Below are 23,714 nucleotides of genomic sequence, written 5' to 3'. Positions count from 1 at the left end.
GTGCGTTGGGGGCCAGCATTCTAGCGCCGATCAACGCGTTAACCCAAGGGCGGTGCACGCCATTAGTCGTGATTGTGGACCGCTTGGTCAGCCCAAACGCCATGCCGCCATACCCAGGCAGACCCAGCCGGCCAGGAAGCACAAGCCGCCGATAGGGGTGATGATGCCAAGCTTGCCCAGCCCGCTCAGGGTCAGTAGGTACAGGCTACCGGAGAACAGCACGATGCCCAGGGCGAACAGACCACCGGCCCAGCCAACCAGGCGCCCAGGCAAGTGCGCCGCGAGCAGCGCGACACCGAAGATTGCCAAGGCATGCACCAGTTGATAAGTCACCCCGGTTTGAAAGATGGCCAGGTAATCAGCGCTCAGGCGGTTTTTCAGCCCATGGGCGGCGAATGCGCCCAGGCCGACACCGGTAAAGCCGAAAAAGGCGGCGAGCATGAGGAAGGTGCGAAGCATGGGACGACTCCTGGGATCGGGTCTGTATAATGGCCCGTTCCACCGGTCCGGCCAAGCCATCGCCATGCTGTCATCCCTACTCCGTCGCCTCGCCCGCGCCCTGTTCTGGTTCGCTGCCGGCAGTATCGTGCTGGTGCTGGTGTTCCGCTGGGTGCCGCCTCCCGGCACGGCATTGATGGTCGAGCGCAAGGTGCAGTCGTGGGTCAGTGGCGAGCCGATCGACCTGCAGCGCGACTGGCAGCCGTGGGAGAGTATCTCCGATGACCTCAAGGTCGCGGTCATCGCCGGTGAGGATCAGAAGTTCGCTAACCACTGGGGGTTCGACATCCCCGCCATCCAGGCGGCGCTGGCCTATAACGAGCGCGGCGGCAACATCCGTGGTGCCAGCACATTGACCCAGCAGGTGGCCAAGAACCTGTTCCTGTGGTCGGGCCGAAGTTGGTTGCGCAAGGGGCTGGAGGCCTGGTTCACGGCGCTGATTGAGCTGTTCTGGTCGAAAGAGCGGATCCTTGAGGTCTACTTGAACAGTGCCGAATGGGGCAAAGGGGTGTTTGGTGCCCAAGCTGCGGCGCGTTACCACTTTGGTATCGATGCCAGCCGGCTGAGCCGCCAGCAGGCTGCTCAATTGGCTGCAGTGCTGCCAAGCCCCATCAAGTGGAGCGCCAGCCGGCCTAGTGCCTACGTGGCGAGCCGGGCAGGCTGGATTCGCAGGCAGATGAGCCAGCTGGGTGGGCCAAGCTATCTGATGCAACTGGATGCTTCGCGCAGGCCCTGAATGAACACGCTGACTTTAGCTGCCCCTTCCCGAGGCCGGTAAAGACTGCGCAAACAAAAAAAGCCGCTCACCCTGTCATAGGTCAGCGGCTTTTTAGTGCATCAGGCGCCAATCAGGCTGCAATCAACGCTTTTACCTTGTTCATCGCATTCTTTTCCAGCTGACGAATACGCTCAGCCGAAACGCTATACTTGTCGGCCAGCTCATGCAACGTGGCTTTTTCTTCAGCCAACCAGCGCTGGTAGAGAATGTCGCGGCTACGCTCGTCCAGGCCCTGCAAGGCTTCATGCAGATTGCTGGTGGAGTTGTCGCTCCAGTCAGCGTCTTCAAGCTGCACAGCCGGGTCGTAGCGATGGTCTTCCAAGTAATGTGCAGGCGACTGGAAGGCGCTGTCGTCGTCCGCTTCCGCTGCAGGGTCGAAGGCCATGTCCTGGCCACTCAGACGGCTTTCCATCTCACGCACTTCTCGCGGTTCGACACCGAGGCTTTCAGCCACGCGGTGGACTTCATCGTTATTCAACCAGGCCAGACGCTTCTTCTGGCTGCGCAGGTTGAAGAACAGCTTGCGCTGGGCCTTGGTGGTAGCCACCTTGACGATGCGCCAGTTGCGCAGGATGAATTCGTGGATTTCAGCCTTGATCCAGTGCACAGCGAACGACACCAGGCGCACACCCATTTCGGGGTTGAAGCGCTTGACCGCCTTCATCAAGCCGACGTTGCCTTCCTGAATGAGGTCGGCCTGGGCCAATCCGTAGCCAGCATAGCTACGGGCGATATGTACGACGAAGCGCAGGTGGGCCATCACCATTTGCCGAGCGGCCTCAAGATCCTGCTCATAATAGAGACGCTCGGCCAGATCACGCTCCTGCTCGACAGTCAGCAGCGGGATGCTGTTGACCGTGTGCACATAGGCTTCCAGGTTTGCACCGGGAACCAGGGCATAGGCAGGTTGCAACGATGTGGTCATTCAAGAACCTCCGACTTACCAGACTCGTGCCTTGTGAGCACTGCCAACATAGACCTGGAACCAAGGTGCAAGTTCCAAAAATGAAAAATTGTCAATGCTGGCTCAGAAAAACTATCGCGGGGCCAGCTCGTTCAAATGGCGAGCGACCGCAATCCATGCACCGATATACCCCAACAGTACCGCCCCGATCAAGAGCGACAGACCATCGGATGCTGGCACCCCGCCCAGGGAGAAGTCGCTGCCGTAGAGCCCGGACAGCCCTACAACGGCCTCGTTCAGCCAGTTGAGGCCGAACGCGAGGATACCCCAGGCCAGCAGGCCCGCACCCAGGCCGTACAACGCGCCCATGTACAGGAAAGGCCGACGTACGTAGCTGTCGGTGCCGCCTACCAGCTTGATGACTTCGATCTCGGTGCGGCGGTTTTCAATATGTAGACGAATTGTGTTACCGATTACTAACAACAAGGCAGAAATAAGCATCACCGCCAGGCCGAAGACGAACCGGTCGCCCAGTTTGAGGATCGCCGCCAGGCGCTCCACCCACACCAGGTCGAGTTGTGCGTTTTCCACCCGCGGCAGCTCGGCCAGACGCTGACGCAACGCTTCCAGGGCCGGCTTATCGACTTCGGTCGGGGTCACCACCACGACGCCAGGCAGCGGGTTGTCGGGCAACTCTCGCAGGGCTTCGCCCAACCCGGACTGCTGCTGGAACTCTTCCAGCGCCTGCCCTGGGCTGATGTACAAGGCATCGGCCACTCCAGGCATGCCTTTGATCTCTTCGCGAAGGGCCTCCCCCTCCTTGCTGCCCGCATCGAGCTTCAGGTACAGGGAAACCTGCGCGGCGCGCTGCCAGGAGCCCCCCAGTTTCTCGACGTTCTTCAACAGCAGCGACAGGCCCATGGGCATGCTCAGCGCCACGGCCATCACCAGGCAGGTGAAGAAGCTGCCGATCGGCTGCTTGCCCAGGCGACGCAGGCTGTCGGCCAGGCTGGCACGATGACTGTCCAGCCAGGCATGCAACAGCGTGCGGAAGTCCGGGCCGTCATCATCATGCTCGCCGCGCTTTTTCCTGGTATCCGCGTCGGCGGCCTTGGGCGCCACCCGCTCGGAAACCTTGGGTGTACGTGTAGTGCTCATTGCCCGGCCTCCCCATCGCCGATCAGACGGCCGCGCTGCAAGGTCAGCATGCGGTGGCGCATGCGCGCAATCAGTGCCAGGTCATGGCTGGCGATCAACACCGTGGTACCCAGCCGATTGATGTCCTCGAACACCCCCATGATCTCTGCGGCAAGGCGCGGGTCGAGGTTACCGGTGGGTTCGTCGGCCAGCAGCAAGGCGGGCTGGTGGACGATCGCACGGGCGATACCGACCCGCTGCTGCTGGCCGGTGGACAGGTCCGCCGGGAACAGCTCACCCTTGTCGACCAGCGACACACGCTCCAGCGCCGAATCCACGCGTTTGGTGATCTCTGCCTTGGACAGGCCGAGAATCTGCAGCGGCAGGGCGATGTTATTGAAAACGGTGCGGTCGAAGAGCAACTGGTGGTTCTGGAACACCACCCCGATCTGCCGACGCAGGAACGGGATCTGCGCATTGCTGATCTGGCCCAGGTCCTGCCCTGCCAGCATCAACTTGCCGCTAGTGGGGCGCTCCATGGCCAGCAGCAGACGCAGCAAGGTGCTCTTACCGGCGCCGGAATGGCCGGTGACGAACAGGAATTCGCCCCGGCGCGCCCGGAAACTCAGCTCATGCAAGCCAACATGGCCGTTGGGATAGCGCTTGGCAACCTGTTCGAATCGGATCATGGGTGCTCTCGCTCGGCAAACAGAGCCTTGACGAACGGCTCGGCTTCGAAGGTGCGCAGGTCGTCGATGCCTTCACCCACGCCGATGAAGCGGATCGGGATGTTGAACTGCTTGGCAAGGGCGAAGATCACCCCACCCTTGGCGGTGCCATCCAGCTTGGTCAGGGCCAGGCCGGTCAGCTCGACGCTCTGATTGAAGTACTTGGCCTGGCTGATGGCGTTCTGGCCAGTACCGGCATCGAGCACCAGCAGCACCTCATGCGGCGCCTCGGCGTCAAGCTTGCCGATGACCCGGCGAACCTTTTTCAGCTCTTCCATCAGGTTGTCTTTGGTGTGCAGACGGCCGGCGGTATCGGCGATCAGCACATCGACGCCACGGGCCTTGGCGGCCTGCACGGCATCGAAGATCACCGACGCGGAGTCGGCACCGGTGTGCTGGGCGATCACCGGGATCTGGTTGCGCTCGCCCCAGACCTGCAACTGCTCGACTGCGGCGGCACGGAAGGTATCACCCGCAGCCAGCATGACTTTCTTGCCCTCGAGCTGCAGCTTCTTGGCCAGCTTGCCGATAGTGGTGGTCTTGCCGGCGCCGTTGACGCCTACCACGAGGATCACATAGGGCTTGTTCTGCGCCTGGATCTTCAGCGGCTGCTCGACCGGGCGCAGCAGCGCGGCCAGTTCTTCCTGCAGCGACTTGTACAGGGCATCGGCATCGGCCAGCTGTTTGCGCGCGACCTTCTGGGTCAGGTTCTGAACGATGGTCGAGGTCGCCTCCACGCCAACGTCGGCGGTCAGCAAGCGTGTTTCGATCTCGTCTAGCAGGTCGTCATCAATGACCTTCTTGCCCAGGAACAGGCTGGCCATGCCTTCGCCGATGCTGGCGCTGGTCTTCGACAGGCCCTGCTTGAGGCGAGCGAAGAAGCCGGGCTTGGCAGGTTCGGCAACGGCTGGGGTAGCGGCGGCGACGGCCTGTTCGGGGGCCGGGCGCTCGGGAATCGCTGGCGGGGCTTTTGGCTCAAGGTCTGGAACCAGGGCGACCGGCTCTTCGGCAACGGGCAAGACCAGGTTGCTGACCGGAGCTTCGGGGGCTGCTGCGACTGGAGCAGGGCTTTCGAGCTGCGCAGCAGCGGGCTCAGCACTCGCAGGCAACTCCGCCCTCACAGGGGCAGGGGCAGGCTCGGGAACCGGCACTGGCTCAGGGGCTGGAGCAGGCTCAGGAACCGGTGCGACCTCCGGGGCCGGAGCAGGCTCAGGGGCCGGTGCGACCTCCGGGGTCGGAGCAGGCTCAACGACAGGCGCAGGCTGGGGGGCCAGCACCGGCTCAGCGGGCCGCACCGGTTCAACGGCAGGCGGGGGCGCTTCGGCAACCACCGGCTCGGCCGCAGCCGCTTCAGGCTGCTCGGCGGCAGGCTGCGGCGATACCGGCTCTACTGCCTGAGCATCAGGGGCTTGTGGCTGTTCGGCGACAGGTTGCTGCGGCTTCTTGCGAAACCAGCTGAACAGGCCTTTTTTCTCGCCAGCCTCGGCCGGCGCTTTTTTGTCGTCGTTGGAACCAAACATGGAAGACGGCTATCTCAGGGTAGCGATGGGCCAGCAGCGGCTCATCTGGAATTCTCTAAACGCAGAACAGACTGTTTTGAAGCCGGCTGGTTCATGCGCAATGTTTTGTCTTAATGGACCTGCAGGCCAGAACGGCGACAGGCATGGTCGCCAGGCAACCGGATCAGTATCCTAGCACCTCCTGGCCCGCCGACGCTAAACCCTGCGGGCCGCCGAACAGGTTAAACACCTTATGAATGCTCTAGCCCGCCGCGCCGCTGGCCTGTTGCTCAGCACGCTCTGCCTGCCGCTCGCAGCCTTTGCCGCCGATGTGCAACCCACCCACGAATTCATCCTCGACAACGGCCTGAAAGTGGTCGTGCGCGAGGACCACCGCGCGCCAGTGGTGGTTTCGCAGATCTGGTACAAGGTCGGCTCCAGCTATGAGACACCCGGCCAGACCGGGCTGTCCCACGCTCTGGAACACATGATGTTCAAGGGCAGCGCCAAGGTCGGCCCCGGCGAAGCTTCACGCATCCTGCGCGACCTGGGCGCGGAAGAGAACGCCTTTACCAGCGACGATTACACCGCCTACTACCAGGTTCTGGCCCGCGACCGCTTGCCGGTGGCTTTGGAGCTGGAGGCCGACCGGCTGGCCAGCCTGCGCCTGCCGGCCGATGAGTTCAGCCGCGAAATCGAGGTGATCAAGGAAGAGCGCCGCCTGCGCACTGACGATCAGCCAAGCGCCAAGGCTTTCGAGCTGTTCCGCGCCATGGCCTACCCGGCCAGCGGCTACCACACCCCGACCATCGGCTGGATGGCCGACCTCGAACGCATGAAGGTCGAGGAGCTGCGCCACTGGTACGAGTCCTGGTACGCGCCGAACAACGCCACCCTGGTGGTAGTCGGCGATGTTACCGCCGCCGAGGTCAAAGGCCTGGCGCAGAAGTACTTCGGCAGTATCCCCAAGCGCGCCGTGCCGCCGGCCAAGCTGCCGCTGGAGCTGACCGAGCCAGGCCGGCGCCAGCTGACCCTGCACGTACGCACCCAACTGCCAAGCCTGATCTACGGCTTCAACGTACCGGGCCTTGCGACCGCCAAGGACCCGCGCACCGCGCACGCCCTGCGCCTGATTTCGGCGTTGCTCGACGGCGGCTACAGCGCCCGCCTGCCGGCGCGCCTGGAGCGTGGCCAGGAGCTGGTGGCCGGCGCCTCGTCCAGCTACAACGCCTTTACCCGCGGCGACAGCCTGTTCCTGATCTCGGCTACCCCTAACGTGCAGAAGCAGAAGACCCTCGCCGATGTCGAGAAAGGCGTCTGGCAATTGCTCGATGAACTCAAGACCACCCCGCCGAGTGCCGAGGAACTGGAACGTGTACGCGCCCAGGTGATCGCCGGGCTGGTCTACGACCGCGACTCCATCAGCAGCCAGGCCACCACCATCGGCCAGCTGGAAACGGTCGGCCTGTCCTGGAAACTGATCGACAGCGAACTGGACGAACTCAAGCGTGTGACCCCAGAGGACATCCAGGCCGCCGCACGCACCTATTTCACCCGCGAACGCCTGAGCGTTGCCCATGTACTGCCTGAGGAGTCCGCTCATGAGTGATCGCAGCGCACCACGCTACACCCTGATCGGCACGGGCATCATCGCACTGGTGGTGGCGTTGACCTGCGTCCTGGCTCGCCCTGCCCACGCCGAAGCCGACAGCACCGCGGCGCGCCCCGCCAATACCCTGCAGTCGCTGGCCGAGCTGGACGGCAAGGCCCCCAGCCGGCGCCAGCTGAACATCCAGAACTGGACCACTGCCGAAGGCGCACGCGTCCTGTTCGTCGAGGCCCGCGAGCTGCCGATGTTCGACCTGCGCGTGACCTTCGCCGCCGGCAGCAGCCAGGACGGCAACACGCCGGGCCTGGCCACCCTGACCAATGCCATGCTCAACGAAGGCGTTGCCGGCAAGGATGTGACCGCCATCGCCGAAGGCTTCGAAGGGCTCGGCGCAGACTTCGGCAACGGTTCCTACCGCGACATGGCCGTGGCCTCGCTGCGCAGCCTGAGTGTGAAGGACAAGCGCGAACCGGCCCTGAAGCTGTTCGCTGAAGTGGCCGGCAAGCCGACCTTCCCGGAGGACGCACTCAAACGAATCAAGAACCAGCTGCTGGCCGGTTTCGAATACGAGAAGCAGAACCCCGGCAAGATCGCCGGCAAAGCGTTGTTCGGCAAACTTTATGGCGAACACCCTTACGCCCATCCAAGCGACGGCAGCGCTGAAAGCATCCCGGGCATCACCTTGGAACAGCTGCGCGCATTCCACGCCAAAGCCTATGCAGCGGGCAACGCGGTAATCGCCCTGGTCGGCGACCTCAGCCGTGAAGAGGCCGAGACGATTGCCGCCCAGGTCTCCGCCGCCCTGCCCAAAGGCCCGGCGCTAGCCAAGCCTGCGCAACCCGTCGAGCCCAAGGCTGGCGCTACCCACATCGATTTCCCGTCAAAGCAGACCCACCTGATGCTGGCAGAGCTGGGCATCGACCGCCAAGACCCGGACTGGCCAGCCCTGTCGCTGGGCAACCAGATTCTCGGTGGCGGCGCCTTCGGTACCCGCCTGATGAGCGAAGTGCGGGAAAAACGCGGCCTGACCTACGGCGTATACTCGGTATTCAGCCCGATGCAGGTGCGCGGCCCGTTCATGATCAACCTGCAAACCCGTGCCGAACTCAGCGAGGGCACCCTCAAGCTGGTGCAGGGCATCCTTGCCGACTACCTCAAGAGCGGCCCGACCCAGCAGGAGCTGGACGACGCCAAGCGCGAACTGGCCGGCAGCTTCCCACTGTCGAACGCCAGCAATGCGAGCATCGTCGGCCAATTGGGCGCCATCGGCTTCTACAACCTGCCACTGACCTGGCTGGAAGACTTCATGCAGCAGTCCCAAGCGCTGACCGTCGAGCAGGTCAAGGCAGCCATGAACAAGCATTTGGCAGCCGACAAACTGGTGATCGTTACCGTCGGCCCGAGCGTGCCGCAAAAACCGCTGCCAGCCCCTACTGACAAACCCGCCGAGCAGCCCCTCGGCGTACCGGAGCACTAATGCCTAGATCCACCCCTCCCGCCCGCCCTCAGCAGGGCCAAAGCAAGGGTCAGGGCCACCTGCGCATCATCGCCGGCGAGTGGCGCAGTCGCCGCCTGGCGGTGCCTGAAGGCGAAGGCCTACGGCCGACCACCGATCGGGTGCGTGAAACCCTGTTCAACTGGCTGGCGCCCTACATCGAAGGCGCCCGGGTGCTGGATGCCTTTACCGGCAGTGGCGCCCTGGTGCTCGAAGCGTTGTCCCGCGGTGCTGCAGATGCCGTCGCACTGGACAGCAACGCGGCAGCTATCAACAACCTGAAGAACAACCTGGAAATCCTGCGCTGTCCGCGCGGGCAAATCCTCCAGACCGACGCCCAGCGCTACTTGCAAGCCCCGGCCAAGCAACAGTTCGACGTCGTGTTTCTCGATCCGCCGTTCCATCAGGACCTGCTGGCCAACACCTGCAACCTGCTTGAGCAGAACCAGTGGCTTCGCGAGCAGGCGTGGATCTACACCGAGAGCGAAGCGGCACCCTCTACCCTGCAAATGCCAGGCAACTGGCGCCTGCACCGCGAAAAAAAGACTGGCCAAGTGCATTACGCGCTGTGGCAGCGTGCCTGACTGCGAGCCCTAACTATTTAACGCAGGCAAAGGCACAATCTCACCGAAGCTGCTCCTGGTCACCTAAACCAGGAGCACTTGAGCAATGCCATCGACTCCCCCGTTTACCCTCGACGACAAAACACTGTCAGCCGGCATCGAGTCCATCGCGGATGCCACCCAGCCCTCGTTGCAGCACTTCACACTGGATAACGGCCTGAGTGTCTACCTGCGCGAGGACCACAGCACCCCGCTCGCCGCAATCCAGCTCTGGTACCACGTTGGCACCAGCCATGAACCAGCCGGCCATACCAACCTCTCGCACCTGCTGGAACACCTGATATTCGAAGGCAGCCGCAAACTCGAGGCGGGCCGATACACCCAGGTGATAGCACGGCTCGGCGGAGAGGCCAATGCCACTACCACCGATGATGCAACGGCATACGACGTACTGTTACCCGCGGCACGATTGCCGATTGCGCTGGAAATAATGGCGGATGCCATGACGGGCGCAACCTTTGGCCAAGCAGAAATGGAACGGGCAGTCAAAGCGATCGAAGACGAGCGGCGACTCAAAGTTGAAAACGTTCCTGCACAGCAAGCCGCCGAACGACACATGGCGCTTGCGCACGGTGGCAGCCCGTATGCCACGGCGACGTTTGGCAACCCGTCAGACCTGAGCAACTTGCGCTTGGATATGGTGCGTACCTGGTATCAAACGTGGTACCGGCCCAATAACGCCACCCTCGTGGTGGTGGGCGCGGTCGATCTTCCCACGCTTCGCCAGCACGTAAGCCGCTATTTCGCCAGCATCGCCAGGGCTTCGCTTGGCGCAGTACCGGTCCCCCGGCATGACGCGCACCTGCAGGAACGAAGCCAGAAGCTGGAACTGCCAGGCCTGCGTGATGGTTTGTTCATGTCCTTCAATGTACCAAGCCACGCCACGGCCATCGACGCAAGCACAGTGCCTGCCCTGGGCCTGCTCTGTGAAGTGCTTGGCAAGGGGTTCAGCGCAAGGCTCTACAGCGAGCTGGTGCGAGACCAACGGCTGCTCAAGGGCATCGGCCTGTCATATGAGCCAATAGCGCGTGGCGACACGCTGTTGACCCTCTCAACCTATATCAACAGTCAAAGATCCACGCACGAGCACGCCGTAGAAGCGATCTATGCCTTGATCGATACCCTGCGCCATACGCTGCTTTCCCCCCAGGAACTGGAGCGCGCGAAACTGCGCATGCTTACCCGCCGCCTGTTCAGCCGCGACAGCATCACCCTTCAAGCTGAGCGCATCGGTGCAGGGGCGGCCGCGGGTCTGTCTACCTCGCTGATTGATCAAGAAGCCGAAAGTGTCCGCCACCTCGATAGCGCGACATTACGACAGGTAGCGTTCGACTATCTGAGCCGCGAAAGGCTGACCATCACTCACCTGCAAACAGGAGCAGCGGCATGAACAAACCTCTTACAACCAGCAGCATGCCACTGATTTGCAAGGGCCCCATGACCGATACCGCCGTGGCAGCAATGGCCAGGCTGGAGTCCACGCAAGGCCTTGACCTGGAGCAGCACCAGCCCCTGCCGGCCCAGATACAGCAATGGCAGACCGACGAAGGCGCCAAGGTCAGCTTCACGCCATCCCATGACCGCCCGATATTCGACCTGGCGCTGCGCTTTCGCGCTGGCAGTGCGCTCGATGGCAATCGTCCGGGCCTCGCCGCGCTTGTCCTTTACAGCCTCGACCAGGGTACCGAGGGTCTGGATGCCGCCCAATTCGCCCAGGCCATCGAGGGGCTAGGCGCGATCATGGCGAGGCAGATGAACCAGGATGAGGCTGTGATCACGCTGCGCTGCCTGAGCCTGCCGGCGCTGCGTACAAGCGCCCTGCAACTGCTCACGCAAATGCTGGCACGCCCCGCCTTCCGGGAAGAAGCCGTCGCAGGTATCCGCGAACGACTGCTCAACTACCTTGGCGCAATGGCATCGACCCCGGTCTTTGGGATGTCCCACGCGACAATGAGCCATGTGTTCGATGGCCACCCCTACGCCACACATTGGGCTGGCACGCCTGAGAGCCTCAACCAGATCGACGAGCAGCAGCTGCGCGACTTCCACCGACGTGCCTACTCTGCCAACAACCTCGATATCGGCCTGGTGGGCGACCTGTCGCGCGACGAGGCGCAGACACTCATCACGGAACTCCTTCAGGCGCTACCGCAACACTGGGCAGGACAGCCCCCGCCACCGGCGCCGTTGCCAGAGGCCCTCACCCGGCATCAAGAACACACCGCAAGTACCACACGGGCCACGCTGACTCTGCTGCTGCCCATATCACCCGACAAGCCAGGGTATGCAGCTTTGACCATGCTTGACGAAATCCTCGGCAGCGGTTTCGAGTCGCGTCTGACACAAGAGCTACGAAGCCGTCGTACCTTGACCTACACCATCCGCTCGTCGCTCAAACCCTTTGATGCGGCGAGCCTGCTGCAGATTGAATGGGACATCGCACCCGAATACCGCGATGCCTCGCGTGACCTGATTTCAGGAATGCTGGCTTGCCTGCGCGAGCATGGCCCAAGCCAGGCGGAGTGCGACATGGCGTGCAACCAGATAGCAGGCAGGTTGCATCGCACCATGGTGAGCAACGCAGAGCTGGCCGAGAGTCTGGCAACGTCAAGCCACCTTGGGCAACCAGCAGATCATTTTGCAACCTACATCCAAAGCCTGGCAGCGCTGACCCCCAAGGACATTCGCGAAGCCGCCCGCGTATGGCTGAGTCCTGCGCAGGAAGTGTTCATCACTGTCGGCCCGTCCCATGCACAAAAATCTTTGCCCGAGCTGTCCTGACGGACCAATAGCGTGAGTACAACGGCGGTGTTTCATGGCAGTCTAGGCAAGCACAACACGAGTCGCCCAGCATGCCCAGTCTTCCCGCCACCTTTCGCCCGGCCACCGGGTTGTCCAACCCTCACCTGCAAACCCTTTGGGGCCCGCTATGGCGCAAGCTGCCTGCGCTTGAACGCAAGCGCGAGCGCCTGTGGCTGGCCGATGGCGACTTCATGGACCTCGACTGGCACGGGCCTCACCAGCCAGATACACCGCTGGTGCTGGTGCTGCACGGCCTGACCGGTTCGTCCCATTCGCCTTATGTCAAAGGCTTGCAGCAAGCGCTCAATGCCCGCGGCTGGGCCAGCGTTGCGCTGAACTGGCGTGGCTGCTCGGGGGAGCCGAACCTGCTGGCACGCAGTTACCATTCCGGGGCCAGCGGGGACCTGGCCGAGGTTGTCGCCCACCTGCGCGCCCAACGCCCGCTGGCCCCCTTGTATGCCGTCGGCTATTCGCTGGGCGGCAATGTGCTGCTGAAGTACCTGGGTGAAAGTGGCAGCGCCAGCCAGTTGCAGGCGGCCGTGGCGGTTTCCGTACCGTTTCGCCTGGATCAGTGCGCCGACCGCATCGGCCAAGGCTTTTCGAAGGTCTATCAGGCACATTTCATGCGCGAAATGATGGCCTATGTGCAGGTCAAACAACGGCACTTTCGCGCACAGGGCCATCATGAAGGCCTTGCCGCACTCGACCGGCTCGGGTCATTGCGCAAGCTCCGTACCTTCTGGGATTTTGACGGCAAAGTGACCGCGCCACTCAACGGCTTTGACGATGTACACGACTACTACCGTCGCTCATCGAGCCGCTACTATCTCGGGGAAAACCGCACGCCGACGCTGATCATCCACGCAAACGATGATCCGTTCGTATCCCGCCACAGCCAGCCCACGGCGAGCGAGCTGACACCGCAGACTCAGTTCGAGCTGCACGAGCGGGGTGGGCATGTGGGGTTTGTCGAAGGCAGCCTGCGAAATCCGGGGTATTACCTTGAGCGCCGGATTCCGCAGTGGCTGGTGGATGGGCGATAAACCAGCGGATCAGTCGCCCGTGGCAACCTGATGGGTTGGCTCATTGATCCACTCACTCCACGACCCGGCATACAGCCTGCCCAGCGGATACCCCGCCAATGCCAGGGCAAACAGGTTATGGCAAGCCGTCACTCCCGAACCGCAATACGCCACCAAGTGTTCCGGCGAACGCCCCGCCAGTTTCTCGGCAAAGCGCTGCCTGAGCTGCTCTGGCGCGAGGAAACGCCCATCTTCGCCCAGGTTGTCGGTGAAGGCTGCGCACTGAGCGCCAGGAATATGCCCGGCCACCGGATCGATCGGCTCCAAATCCCCACGAAAACGCGGCAACGCACGCGCATCGATCAATGTCAGCTCGGGGCTTGCAAGCTCAGTGACCAAGTGCTCTGCGTCAATCAGCAGCTTCGTATCCGGCTCGCCGTTGAACGTACCCTCATAGCGTGCCGGCGCGTCCAGGCTCAATGGCTGGCCTGCGGTGTGCCAGGCTTTGAGGCCTCCGTCGAGCATGGCCACACCTGTGCGTTTACCCAACCAGGCCAGCAGCCACCAGGCACGGGCGGCAAAGGCACCAGGCCCATCGTCGTACAGCACCACCTCGCTGTCATTGTCCAGCCCCCACTCACGCAAGCGCTCGACCAGCCGCTGCGGATCAGGCAAGGGATGGCGGCCGGTCTTGCCCTTGCTTACCGGCCCACTCAGATCGCGCTCCAGGTCGGCGAAGTGAGCCCCGGCGATATGCCCCTCGGCATAGCTGCGTTGGCCGTAATCCACGTCTTCCAAGGCAAACCGACAATCGAGGATCACCAACTTGGGCGAGCCCAGGCGCTCAGCCAGTTGCTGCGGGGTGATCAATTGCGCAAGGGGCATGACAATCTCCTGATCGATGGCACGAAGGCTCTGGGCTAACGTTCCAGGGCCTGGTTGAACGGAACATGAAACTCCTGACACAGGGCGTCCACAGCACTGCGGGCGCTGGCGGTGACGAAGCCGAGCTCCAGCACCAGTACCTGATAGACACCACGCTTGAAGGCTTCTTCACCCAGGTGAGCGGAATGCTCCCGCGTGGTGCTGAGAAAGCGGACCCAAGAGGTAAGCACGATCCAGGCGTTGATGGTCAGCGATTCGATCTGCGCAGGTGCCATGACCAGAATGCCGGCCTCAACGAAGCCCCGGTAGATCGCCTGGCCCTGGCGCAGGCAACGTTCGGAAAAGCGCCGGTAACGGGCGGCCAGCTCAGGGTCGCTGTCGAGCAGGTGCTCAAGGTCACGATGCAGGAACCGGTAGTTCCACATCGCTGCGAGCAACGCCTTGAGGTAGAAGCGCTTGTCTTCGACGGTAGCGGCGCGCCCCTGCGGCGGGCGCAGGAAGCTGTCCACCAACTCTTCATACTGGCTGAACAACAGGGCGATGATCGCCTGCTTGTTAGGGAAGTGGTAGTAGAGGTTGCCGGGCGAGATTTCCATGTGCGCAGCAATGTGGTTGGTACTCACGCTACGCTCGCCTTGCTGGTTGAACAGTTCAAGGCTGTTCTGCACGATGCGCTCTCGGGTCTTCATGCGCGGGGCCATGCTCAGCTCCCAGTCTGCAGGCTTACGGTAAGGGTTCATATTACGGGGTAACAGGGCCCGGATGCACCGTGCGGTGGCGCGAAAATATTCGTACCATCGTCCCGATTAGAGTATAGGCTCTAGAGATTCTCTAGCCCCGATGAGAGCCGCCGTGACTTCACCTATCGCCGTGCCTCCCTTGCAGTCCGACATCGACCTGGCGGCCACGTTCGCCACCCAGCGCAAAGCATTTGCGGGCAACCCCATGCCGCCCCTGGCCCAACGCCGGCAATGGCTGAAAAGCCTGCGCGAGGCCTTGCTGGCGGATCAGCAACGACTGATAGAAGCCATCGATACGGATTTCTCCGGCCGCAGCGCCGACGAAACCCTATTGGCCGAACTGCTGCCTTCGGTACAAGGTATTCGCCATGCCGAGCGCCACCTCAAGCGCTGGATGCGACCAGCAAGGCGAACCGTAGGCCTGGCCTTCCAGCCGGCCATCGCCCGAGTCCTATATCAGCCGCTGGGCGTAGTGGGCATCATCGTGCCGTGGAACTACCCCCTGTTTCTCGCCATTGGCCCGCTGACCTGCGCCCTGGCCGCCGGCAACCGGGTGATGCTCAAGCTCAGTGAGGCCACACCTGCCAGCGCCCTGGCGCTGAAAACCTTGCTTGAGCAGGTATTCCCGCACGACTTGGTCAGCGTGGTGCTGGGCGAGGTGGAAGTCGGCCAGGCATTTGCCCGGCTACCCTTCGATCACCTGCTGTTCACCGGCGCCACAAGCGTCGGGCGCCAGGTCATGCTGGCCGCAGCGCAAAACCTGACCCCGGTCACACTGGAACTCGGCGGTAAGTCGCCGGCCATCGTTTCGTCCAGCGTGCCGCTGGATAGCGCCGCCGAGCGTATCGCGTTCGGCAAGACCCTCAACGCCGGCCAGACCTGCGTCGCCCCAGATTACGTCCTGGTACCACGCGAACGCCTGATCGCCTTCAGCGATGCCTACCGCAGGGCGGTCCACCGGTTTTACCCACGCATCGCCGACAACCCAGACTACAGCGCCATCATCAATCCGAGGCAACTGCAGCGCCTGCAACACCTGGCGGACGACGCCAGCAGCAAGGGCGCGCAGATCATCGACCTGTACCCGGACGAGCCCCGCCAGGGCAGGCGCCTGCCGCCGCAGTTGCTGCTGGAGGTCAATGACAGCATGCAGGTGATGCAGGACGAAATCTTTGGCCCGCTGCTGCCGGTAATACCCTATGACAGCATCGACGATGCCCTGGACTACATCAACGAACGGCCACGCCCACTGGCGCTGTACTACTTCGGCTACGACCGTGCCGAGCAGGAACATGTACTGCAGCACAGCCACTCCGGCGGTGTATGCCTCAACGACACACTGCTGCATGTCGCTCAGGACGATCTGCCGTTCGGCGGCATCGGCCCTTCGGGCATGGGCCACTACCACGGCCATGACGGCTTCCTGACCTTCAGCAAGGCCAAGGCAGTGCTGGCCAAGCAGCGCCTGAACGCCGCACGCCTGATCTACCCGCCGTATGGCAAGGCGTTGCAGCGCCTGGTCTACAAACTGTTCATCCGCTGAGGTCCGGGCCATGCAGCGGCGCGAATTCATGCGTTTCAGCCTGGGGGCCAGTGTGTTCCTGGCCAGTGCCAGCCTGGTCGGTTGCAGCCCTCAGGCGCCTGCATCCGGGTACCACGTATTGCGCGAAGACGACCTGCCATTGCTGCGGGCACTGATCCCGGTGGTGCTTGCCGGTACTTCGGCAAGCGCAGTACTGGTGCTGCCCACTCTCGACGACAAACTGGCGGCACTGTCCCCGCAAATGCTCAAGCTCACCCGGCAGTTGTTCGATGTGCTCAGCCTGCCGCTGACCCGTGGGCCGCTGACCGGGGTCTGGGGCGCCTGGGAACAGGCCGGTGAACCGCAGATAACCGCTTTTCTGCAACGCTGGCAGGACAGTTCGCTGAACCTGCTGCGCATGGGGCACTCGTCGATCGTGCAACTGCTGACGATGGCCTGGTACGAACGCCCGGAAAGCTGGGCAGCCTGTGGTTACCCCGGGCCGCCGAAAATCTGACCAACAACAAGAGCATCTTCAATGCCTGTCATCGACCCGTTTCGCCAAGGCCTCGAACGCGGCTGGATTACCCATGATGGCTCACGCCTGGAGCAGGACCTCAGCCTGCAAGCCGACATTGCCGTGATAGGCAGCGGTGCCGGCGGCGCCACCAGCGCGCAGATGCTCAGTGCCGCAGGCCTCAAGGTACTGCTGATCGAGGAAGGCCCCCTCAAAACCAGCAGTGACTTCCACCTGCTAGAGAATGAGGCCTACGCCAGTCTCTACCAGGAAGGCCTGGGCAGGATGAGCAAGGACGGCGCCATTACCATTCTGCAGGGCCGTGCGGTAGGCGGCACCACGCTGGTCAACTGGACCTCCAGCTTTCGCACGCCCGCGCCGACCTTGGCCCACTGGGCCACGGCCCACAACGTAAAAGGGCTGGACAAAGACGCACTACGCCCCTGGTTCGAACGCATCGAGCAAGACCTCGGGATTACCCCCTGGGCGGTGCCACCAAACGCCAACAACGACGTACTGCGCCGTGGGTGTGAACAGCTCGGCTACCGATGGGCCGTAATTGCGCGCAATGTCCGGGGGTGCTGGAACCTTGGCTATTGCGGCATGGGTTGCCCGGTCAACGCCAAACAATCGATGCTGGTGACGCGCATTCCAGCCATGCTCGACAAGGGCGGCGAGCTGCTGTACCTGGCCCGGGCCGAACGCTTTGAGCATGATGGCGAGCGCATCGAGCATCTGCGCTGCCAAGGGCTGGACGCACGAGGAATACACACCAACGGGCGCAGCATCACTGTGCGCGCACGCCACTACATCCTCGCAGGCGGTGGCATCAACAGCCCCGCCCTGCTGCTGCGCTCCAAGGCTCCTGACCCCCACCAGTGCCTGGGCAAGCGGACTTTCCTGCACCTGGTCAACTTCAGCGCGGCACGCTTCGACGCACGCATCGACCCTTACTACGGCGCTCCGCAGTCCATCTACAGTGACCACTTTCAATGGCAGGACGGCGTCGATGGCGCGGTCGGCTACAAACTTGAAGTACCGCCCCTGCACCCGGCGCTGGCCAGCACCTTGCTCGGTGGCGATGGTGTCGAAAATGCCCTGCGCATGGCCGAGCTGCCGCACACCCACGTCATGCTTGCGCTGTTGCGCGACGGTTTCCACCCAGAAAGCCCGGGCGGCACGGTGGAACTGCGTGGCGATGGCTCACCGGTGCTCGATTACCAGGTCACCGACTACTTGCGAGACGGCCTGCGCCGGGCCTTTCACAGCATGGCCCAGATTCAGTTCGCGGCGGGCGCCACACAGGTTACACCCGCGCACAGCAGTGCCCGCGCGGCTACAAGCCTGGCGCAGGCCCAACGCATGATCGACGGCTTGCAGCTGGAGCCGTTCCATACGCGCCTGGGCAGCGCCCACGTGATGGGCGGCTGCGCAATGGGCGAAGACCCACGTCACGCGGTGTGCGACAGCCTGGGCCGTCACCATCAGCTGGAAAACCTGTCGATTCACGACGGCTCGCTGTTCCCGACCAGCATCGGTGCAAACCCGCAACTGTCGGTCTACGCCATCAGCGCGAAGCTCACCGACGCCCTGCTCTCCCGCCTGGCACAGAGTGCATGACAACAAATGCCCCTGCTGTCTATAGTGCCATCAGCCTGCCGCATGACTTGGCCGCGCGCAATCGCTGCGCTACCATCCGACTCCCCAACGCACTCCAGCCAGGATGACGCGATGAACCGAGTGTTGTACCCGGGTACTTTCGACCCTATTACCAAGGGCCATGGCGACCTGGTCGAGCGCGCCTCGCGGCTGTTCGACCACGTGATCATCGCAGTGGCAGCCAGCCCGAAGAAGAACCCGCTGTTCCCGCTGGAACAACGGGTAGCGCTGGCCCGTGAGGTGACCAAGCACCTGCCCAATGTCGAAGTCATCGGCTTTTCCACCCTGCTTGCGCATTTTGCCAAGGAACAGGGCGCCAACGTCTTCTTGCGTGGGCTGCGGGCAGTGTCCGACTTCGAATACGAATTCCAGCTGGCGAACATGAATCGGCAACTGGCGCCAGAGGTCGAAAGCCTGTTCCTCACGCCTTCGGAGCGCTATTCGTTCATTTCCTCGACCCTGGTCCGGGAAATCGCTGCACTGGGAGGCGACATCACCAAGTTCGTGCACCCGGTGGTGGCCGAGGCTTTGACTGAACGCTTCAAGAAATAAGCCTGAGCGCTGATTATCGCGCCCGCGTGCACTGCGGGCGCGAATGCGGCACAATTGTGCCCATTGCGTTGAACATGCCCGGGCGGTGAGCCCCGGCCGGAGTCCCCATGTCCCTGATTATCACCGACGATTGCATCAACTGCGACGTCTGCGAACCCGAGTGCCCGAACGAGGCCATCTCCCAAGGCGAAGAGATCTACGTGATCGATCCGAACCTGTGCACCCAGTGCGTGGGTCACTACGACGAGCCGCAGTGCCAGCAGGTCTGCCCGGTCGACTGCATCCCGCTGGATGAAGCGCACCCGGAAACCGAAGAACAGCTGATGGCCAAGTACCGCCGGATTACCGGCAAGGCTTGATCGATGCGCCGCTCCGTATGGCCCAATCGCCGGCAAGCCGGCGATTGGGCCATACCATTCAACGCTGGCAACGCGGGCAGTAAACGCTGGCCCGCTGCCCAAGCTTGGCCTCACGCAAGGTAGTGCCGCACAGCTTGCACAGCATCCCGCCCCGGCCGTACACGAATAGTTCCTGCTGGAAATAACCCGGCTGTCCGTCGCCGCCAATGAAATCGCGCAAGGTCGTGCCCCCTTGCTCGATGGCTGCCGCCAGCACGCGCTTGATCTCGATGGCCAGTTTCAGGTAACGGGTACGGGAAATTCCGCCCGCCTCACGGCGTGGGTCGATACCGGCGGCAAACAGCGCCTCGGTCGCGTAGATATTGCCCACGCCCACCACCACCGCGTTATCCATGATGAAAGGCTTGACGGCCATCGTCCGCCCACGCGACAGCTGAAACAGGCGCTCGCCGTCGAACAGGTCGGTCAACGGCTCTGGGCCCAGACGCAGCAGCAGCTCGTGATTGAGCGGATCAAGGCTCCAGAGCATGGCACCGAAACGACGTGGGTCGGTGTAGCGCAGCATCAGCCCCGACTCCAGTTCGATATCGACGTGCTCATGCTTGGCCGCCGGTAGCCCCAGCTGCACCAGACGCAGGTTGCCCGACATGCCCAGATGGCTGATCAAGGTGCCGACCTCGGCATTGATCAGCAGGTATTTGGCGCGCCGCTCGACGCTGAGAATACGCTGCCCGGACAAACGCACGTCCAGGTCCTCCGGGATTGGCCAGCGCAAGCGCCGGTCTCGCACAACCACGCGGCTGACCCGCTGGCCTTCCAGGTGCGGCGCGATACCACGCCGCGTGGTCTCTACTTCGGGTAATTCCGGCATGAATCAGTGCCCGCCCAGCTCGCGAATGGTCTGTTTGAGGTTCTCGAAGTCGTACTCCGACAAACCGATGTAGTCCAGTACCAGCGGGCCGACCGCATTCCACTCATGGTCGACATGCTGGTTGCCCAACACCCGGCAGGACGCGCAGATGTGTTCGGCCATCTTCAGCACCGCCAGCAGGTTCTTCAGCTGGCTCTGGGTGTTGCGCGGCGACTCCTCGCGGAACACGGCCAGGGCATTGTGATGGTTGGCGATGGCCGCGCTGATGTGCTCCGGCAGGCGCCAGGACTTGGCGGTGAAATAGCCGACCACCGAATGATTGGTGTTGAATGCACGGTTCTCGGTGTCGACCACCCGTGTTTGCGCATCAGCCTTGGCGTAGGCCTCTTCCAGTACATCCATATAGTTGGGGAAACGCTTGAGCATCAGCGGGACGCCGCAATCATGGAACAGCCCGAGGGTGTAGGCCTCGTCCGCCGCCTGGATGCCGGTACGCTTGGCCAGTGTCAGGCAGGTCATGGCAACATCCTGGGCAGTGTCCCAGAAGCGGTTGAGGGTAACGATGGTCTCGTCGCTCATTTCGCCCTTGATCGACTGGGCGTTGATCAGGTTGATGATCGAACGGCTACCCAGCAGGTTTACCGCACGCTGGATCGAACCGATCTTGTTGGACAGCCCGAAGTGCGGCGAGTTGACCAGCTTGAGCAAGGCACCGGACAGGCCAGGGTCCTGGGAAATCAGCTTGGCGATGGTTTCCAGGTCCGGGTCGGGCATGTACTGCTCGAACTGCAGGTCGACCATGATCTGCGGTTGCGGCGGGATGGTAATGCCTTGCAAGGCTTGCTGGATCTGTTCGGCGCTGAGTTCTTGGGACATACGTACATACTCGTTGAGGACGGGGGATTCTAACCCTGTAGGTCGCTCGACTTGTAGCGCTTGTGCCCGCGAACAGGCAGGGCAGTTTGTCGTACCCTGCACCGAATCAAGGGCCAACCGGTTATACTCCCGCTCTTTTTTCCCGGAGCGACGTCATGTCCCTGCCCAGCCTTCGCCTCAAAGCCAATGCCGACCGCCGCCTGCGCGCCGGCCACCTGTGGGTCTACAGCAACGAAGTCGATGTCACCGCGACGCCGCTGCAGGGCTTTGAGGCCGGCCAACAGGCGATCCTCGAGGCCGCCAACGGCAAGCCGCTGGGTATCGTGGCGCTGAGCCCGAACAACCTGATCTGCGCCCGCCTGCTGTCGCGCGATGCCAAGCTGCCGCTGGACAAGTCGCTGCTGGTACACCGCCTCAACGTTGCGCTGTCCCTGCGCCAGCGCCTGTTCGACCAGCCGTGCTACCGCCTGGTCTATGGTGATTCCGACCTGCTGCCGGGCCTGGTGGTCGACCGCTTCTTCGACATTCTCGTGGTACAGCTGGCCTCCGCCACCATGGAACTGCACAAGGACGACGTGATCGCCGCCCTCGTCCAGGTCCTCAAGCCCAGCGGCATCCTGTTCAAGAACGATTCCGCCGCCCGCGACGCCGAAGGCTTGCAGCGTTACGTCGAAACCGTCTACGGCGAAGTGCCGGACTGGGTGCCACTGGAAGAAAACGGCGTGAAGTTCGAAGCGCCGGTACGCGAAGGCCAGAAGACCGGCTGGTTCTATGACCACCGCATGAACCGCGCGCGTCTGGCGCCCTACGTCAAAGGCAAGCGTGTGCTCGACCTGTTCAGCTACATTGGTGGCTGGGGCGTGCAGGCCGGCGCATTCGGCGCCAGCGAAGTGTTCTGTGTGGATGCCTCAGGCTTTGCCCTGGATGGCGTTGAACGTAATGCCGCGCTCAATGGCATCAGCGAAAAACTGACCTGCATCGAAGGCGACGTGTTCGAGGCTCTGCGCGAGCTGAAAGCCGCTGAGGAGCGCTTCGACGTGATCATTGCCGACCCACCCGCGTTCATCAAGCGCAAGAAAGACCTGAAAAACGGCGAAGCCGCCTACCGCCGCCTCAACGAACAGGCCATGCGCATGCTTACCAAGGATGGCATCCTGGTCAGCGCCTCGTGCTCGATGCACTTGCCAGAGGACGACCTGAACAACATCCTGCTGACCAGCGCCCGCCACCTGGACCGCAACCTGCAACTGCTCGAACGCGGCGGCCAAGGCCCGGACCACCCGGTTCACCCGGCCATCGCTGAAACCCGCTATATCAAGAGCATTACCTGCCGGTTGCTGCCCAACAGCTGATACACGTCCAAGGGGCCGCGCTGCGGCCCCTTGGATGCCTCAGATGTCCAGCACGTAAGAAGCAATACCGAAATACACCAGCACACCTGCCGCATCGGCGATAGAAGTCACCAGCGGCCCGCTGGCAGTGGCCGGATCGAGCTTGAGCCTGGTAAACATGAAGGGCAGGCTCATGCCAATCAGGCTGCCCAGCAGGACGATCACCAGCATGCTGCTGGCAACGATCAAGGCGACATCCGCCCCACCGCGCAGCGCCCCCAGCGATGCCACCGCCACCGCCATAGTGCCGCCCAGCGCCAGCGCCACAGCGCATTCACGTGCCAGCATGCGCAACCAGTCGCGCATCACCACCTCGCCCGTTGCCAGGCCACGTACCATCAGTGTCGCCGACTGCGCACCCGCGTTGCCACCGCTGTCCACCAAAAGCGGCAGGAAAAACACCAGGACGATATGCGCGGCAATGGTTTCCTCGAATGCCGCGATCCCCGCCCCTGAAAACAGATTGCCAAACACCAGCAGCACCAGCCACAACACCCGCTTGCGGTACAGCAGACTGACAGTGGCGTCCCTGAGATTGCCCACGTGGTTAGTGATGGATGCGCCCTTGTGGAAGTCCTCGGTAGCCTCTTCGACGACCACATCGAGTGCGTCATCGCAGGTCACCAGGCCTACCAAACGGCCGGCCTCATCCAGCACCGGCACCGCCAGCAGGTCGTGCTCGCGGATCAACCGCGCCACTTCTTCCTGGCGGGTCGAGGTACAGACGCAAATGACCTTACGCACCATGAACTGCTCGATCGGTTGTTCAGGCGCGGCAAGGATCAGCTCGCGCAGGGAAAGTGTACCCAGCAGGTTGCGTCTCTCGTCGAGCACATAGGACTGATAGATGGTTTCTGCATCTGCGGCCTCACGGCGCAGCATGTCGATCGCCTGGCTGGCAGTGAGGCCGGCATCCAGACACGAATACTCGCTGGTCATCAGGTAACCGGCTGTGCCTTCGGGGTAGCCTTCAGGATGAAGCAGGCCATCACGACGCGCCTGGGCAGCCTGACGCAGGTCGAGCGGGGAAACGACGAAATCGGAAGTGTGTTGCATGAGATTCTCCAGGCGCCGACGCAGGCACCCGTAAACCTCAGCCACACGGGCTCAAGCCTTCGGAAGCCCTGGCGACGGCGCGCTCAGTGCCAATTTGCAGGTTCTGTATGAACTGAAACTGGGAAGGTCCATTGAGGTAATGTCTCGTGAAGCCGCACATGCGGCGCGGCGGATCATAAGCAGCCAAGACG

At 62.7% G+C, this 23,714-nt stretch carries 23 protein-coding genes; 13 read left to right on the top strand and 10 right to left on the bottom strand.

What is annotated here, in order from left to right; genetic code table 11:
- Nucleotides 1-87 precede the first annotated feature (87 nt).
- Entirely contained in the window at nucleotides 88-459 is a 372-nt protein-coding gene (locus tag ACW4TB_RS00715; RefSeq protein WP_012312304.1) for a DUF423 domain-containing protein, read from the bottom strand.
- Here ACW4TB_RS00715 and mtgA point away from each other — a divergent pair.
- Nucleotides 458-1,234 (top strand): monofunctional biosynthetic peptidoglycan transglycosylase, encoded by a 777-nt coding sequence (mtgA, locus tag ACW4TB_RS00710; protein ID WP_455842870.1) that lies wholly within the window; start codon nucleotides 458-460, stop codon nucleotides 1,232-1,234. The two genes, ACW4TB_RS00715 and mtgA, sit on opposite strands and share 2 nt — an antisense overlap.
- A gap of 112 nt (nucleotides 1,235-1,346) precedes the next feature.
- On the opposite strand, the gene rpoH is transcribed toward mtgA, so the two are convergent.
- The 4 genes from rpoH to ftsY all read right to left on the bottom strand — a co-directional run bounded on the left by rpoH (nucleotide 1,347) and on the right by ftsY (nucleotide 5,565).
- The gene (gene rpoH, locus ACW4TB_RS00705; RefSeq protein WP_012312302.1) at nucleotides 1,347-2,201 is read right to left on the bottom strand and encodes an RNA polymerase sigma factor RpoH; all 855 of its coding nucleotides are present in this window, start codon (nucleotides 2,199-2,201) and stop codon (nucleotides 1,347-1,349) included.
- Nucleotides 2,202-2,312: 111 nt separating this feature from the next.
- On the bottom strand, nucleotides 2,313-3,338 hold the full coding sequence (gene ftsX / locus ACW4TB_RS00700) for a permease-like cell division protein FtsX (RefSeq protein ID WP_012312301.1): 1,026 nt from the start codon (nucleotides 3,336-3,338) through the stop codon (nucleotides 2,313-2,315).
- Entirely contained in the window at nucleotides 3,335-4,006 is a 672-nt protein-coding gene (ftsE, locus tag ACW4TB_RS00695) for a cell division ATP-binding protein FtsE (RefSeq protein WP_012312300.1), read from the bottom strand. The genes ftsX and ftsE overlap by 4 nt, the downstream gene beginning before the upstream one ends.
- A complete protein-coding gene (gene ftsY / locus ACW4TB_RS00690) occupies nucleotides 4,003-5,565 on the bottom strand; it encodes a signal recognition particle-docking protein FtsY (protein WP_254467019.1) in 1,563 nt (520 codons plus the stop codon). Before ftsY ends, ftsE begins: the two co-directional genes overlap by 4 nt.
- 232 nt (nucleotides 5,566-5,797) lie before the next feature.
- On the opposite strand from ftsY, the gene ACW4TB_RS00685 reads away from it, so the two are divergent.
- The 6 genes from ACW4TB_RS00685 to ACW4TB_RS00660 all read left to right on the top strand — a co-directional run bounded on the left by ACW4TB_RS00685 (nucleotide 5,798) and on the right by ACW4TB_RS00660 (nucleotide 13,116).
- Nucleotides 5,798-7,153 (top strand): M16 family metallopeptidase, encoded by a 1,356-nt coding sequence (locus ACW4TB_RS00685; protein WP_279929296.1) that lies wholly within the window; start codon nucleotides 5,798-5,800, stop codon nucleotides 7,151-7,153.
- Nucleotides 7,146-8,630: a M16 family metallopeptidase gene (locus ACW4TB_RS00680; protein WP_012312297.1), complete on the top strand. Its 1,485-nt coding sequence runs from the start codon at nucleotides 7,146-7,148 to the stop codon at nucleotides 8,628-8,630. Before ACW4TB_RS00685 ends, ACW4TB_RS00680 begins: the two co-directional genes overlap by 8 nt.
- On the top strand, nucleotides 8,630-9,232 hold the full coding sequence (gene rsmD, locus ACW4TB_RS00675; protein WP_012312296.1) for a 16S rRNA (guanine(966)-N(2))-methyltransferase RsmD: 603 nt from the start codon (nucleotides 8,630-8,632) through the stop codon (nucleotides 9,230-9,232). The genes ACW4TB_RS00680 and rsmD overlap by 1 nt, the downstream gene beginning before the upstream one ends.
- A gap of 85 nt (nucleotides 9,233-9,317) precedes the next feature.
- Complete coding sequence (locus ACW4TB_RS00670) at nucleotides 9,318-10,661, top strand: M16 family metallopeptidase (RefSeq protein ID WP_012312295.1); 1,344 nt, start codon at nucleotides 9,318-9,320, stop codon at nucleotides 10,659-10,661.
- Nucleotides 10,658-12,052: a M16 family metallopeptidase gene (locus tag ACW4TB_RS00665; protein WP_279929302.1), complete on the top strand. Its 1,395-nt coding sequence runs from the start codon at nucleotides 10,658-10,660 to the stop codon at nucleotides 12,050-12,052. Before ACW4TB_RS00670 ends, ACW4TB_RS00665 begins: the two co-directional genes overlap by 4 nt.
- A gap of 71 nt (nucleotides 12,053-12,123) precedes the next feature.
- Nucleotides 12,124-13,116 (top strand): hydrolase, encoded by a 993-nt coding sequence (locus ACW4TB_RS00660; RefSeq protein WP_279929304.1) that lies wholly within the window; start codon nucleotides 12,124-12,126, stop codon nucleotides 13,114-13,116.
- A 9-nt stretch (nucleotides 13,117-13,125) separates the two neighbouring features.
- Here ACW4TB_RS00660 and ACW4TB_RS00655 read toward each other — a convergent pair whose 3' ends face one another.
- The gene (locus tag ACW4TB_RS00655) at nucleotides 13,126-13,980 is read right to left on the bottom strand and encodes a sulfurtransferase (protein WP_279929306.1); all 855 of its coding nucleotides are present in this window, start codon (nucleotides 13,978-13,980) and stop codon (nucleotides 13,126-13,128) included.
- Nucleotides 13,981-14,015: 35 nt separating this feature from the next.
- A complete protein-coding gene (locus ACW4TB_RS00650) occupies nucleotides 14,016-14,681 on the bottom strand; it encodes a TetR/AcrR family transcriptional regulator (RefSeq protein WP_012312291.1) in 666 nt (221 codons plus the stop codon).
- 151 nt (nucleotides 14,682-14,832) lie between these two features.
- Between ACW4TB_RS00650 and ACW4TB_RS00645 the strand changes: the two genes are divergently transcribed.
- The 5 genes from ACW4TB_RS00645 to ACW4TB_RS00625 all read left to right on the top strand — a co-directional run bounded on the left by ACW4TB_RS00645 (nucleotide 14,833) and on the right by ACW4TB_RS00625 (nucleotide 19,329).
- Nucleotides 14,833-16,263, top strand: coding sequence for a coniferyl aldehyde dehydrogenase (locus ACW4TB_RS00645; protein ID WP_042111078.1), 1,431 nt, complete (start codon nucleotides 14,833-14,835; stop codon nucleotides 16,261-16,263).
- 10 nt (nucleotides 16,264-16,273) lie between these two features.
- The gene (locus ACW4TB_RS00640) at nucleotides 16,274-16,759 is read left to right on the top strand and encodes a hypothetical protein (RefSeq protein WP_012312289.1); all 486 of its coding nucleotides are present in this window, start codon (nucleotides 16,274-16,276) and stop codon (nucleotides 16,757-16,759) included.
- Nucleotides 16,760-16,780: 21 nt separating this feature from the next.
- Complete coding sequence (locus ACW4TB_RS00635; RefSeq protein WP_279929311.1) at nucleotides 16,781-18,379, top strand: GMC family oxidoreductase; 1,599 nt, start codon at nucleotides 16,781-16,783, stop codon at nucleotides 18,377-18,379.
- A gap of 111 nt (nucleotides 18,380-18,490) precedes the next feature.
- Nucleotides 18,491-18,970, top strand: a complete 480-nt coding sequence (gene coaD / locus ACW4TB_RS00630; protein ID WP_012312287.1) for a pantetheine-phosphate adenylyltransferase — start codon at nucleotides 18,491-18,493, stop codon at nucleotides 18,968-18,970.
- Nucleotides 18,971-19,077: 107 nt separating this feature from the next.
- Nucleotides 19,078-19,329 (top strand): YfhL family 4Fe-4S dicluster ferredoxin, encoded by a 252-nt coding sequence (locus tag ACW4TB_RS00625; protein WP_009683359.1) that lies wholly within the window; start codon nucleotides 19,078-19,080, stop codon nucleotides 19,327-19,329.
- Nucleotides 19,330-19,387: 58 nt separating this feature from the next.
- Here ACW4TB_RS00625 and mutM read toward each other — a convergent pair whose 3' ends face one another.
- Together mutM and ACW4TB_RS00615 are read right to left on the bottom strand one after the other, a co-directional pair.
- Nucleotides 19,388-20,200 (bottom strand): bifunctional DNA-formamidopyrimidine glycosylase/DNA-(apurinic or apyrimidinic site) lyase, encoded by an 813-nt coding sequence (gene mutM / locus ACW4TB_RS00620; protein WP_279929316.1) that lies wholly within the window; start codon nucleotides 20,198-20,200, stop codon nucleotides 19,388-19,390.
- A 3-nt stretch (nucleotides 20,201-20,203) separates the two neighbouring features.
- Entirely contained in the window at nucleotides 20,204-21,076 is an 873-nt protein-coding gene (locus ACW4TB_RS00615) for an HDOD domain-containing protein (RefSeq protein WP_012312285.1), read from the bottom strand.
- A 155-nt stretch (nucleotides 21,077-21,231) separates the two neighbouring features.
- Here ACW4TB_RS00615 and ACW4TB_RS00610 point away from each other — a divergent pair, with 155 nt between their 5' ends.
- Nucleotides 21,232-22,428 carry a class I SAM-dependent rRNA methyltransferase gene (locus tag ACW4TB_RS00610; protein ID WP_254467011.1) on the top strand — a complete coding sequence of 399 codons (1,197 nt, stop codon included), beginning with the start codon at nucleotides 21,232-21,234 and terminating at the stop codon, nucleotides 22,426-22,428.
- Nucleotides 22,429-22,467: 39 nt separating this feature from the next.
- Here ACW4TB_RS00610 and mgtE read toward each other — a convergent pair whose 3' ends face one another.
- On the bottom strand, nucleotides 22,468-23,523 hold the full coding sequence (gene mgtE / locus ACW4TB_RS00605) for a magnesium transporter (RefSeq protein ID WP_254467010.1): 1,056 nt from the start codon (nucleotides 23,521-23,523) through the stop codon (nucleotides 22,468-22,470).
- Nucleotides 23,524-23,714: the final 191 nt, after the last annotated feature.

It is taken from the genome of Lelliottia jeotgali (assembly GCF_977070485.1).
Note: the sequence above shows the minus strand (reverse complement) of the source record. Positions and strands in the feature narration are given on the sequence as shown.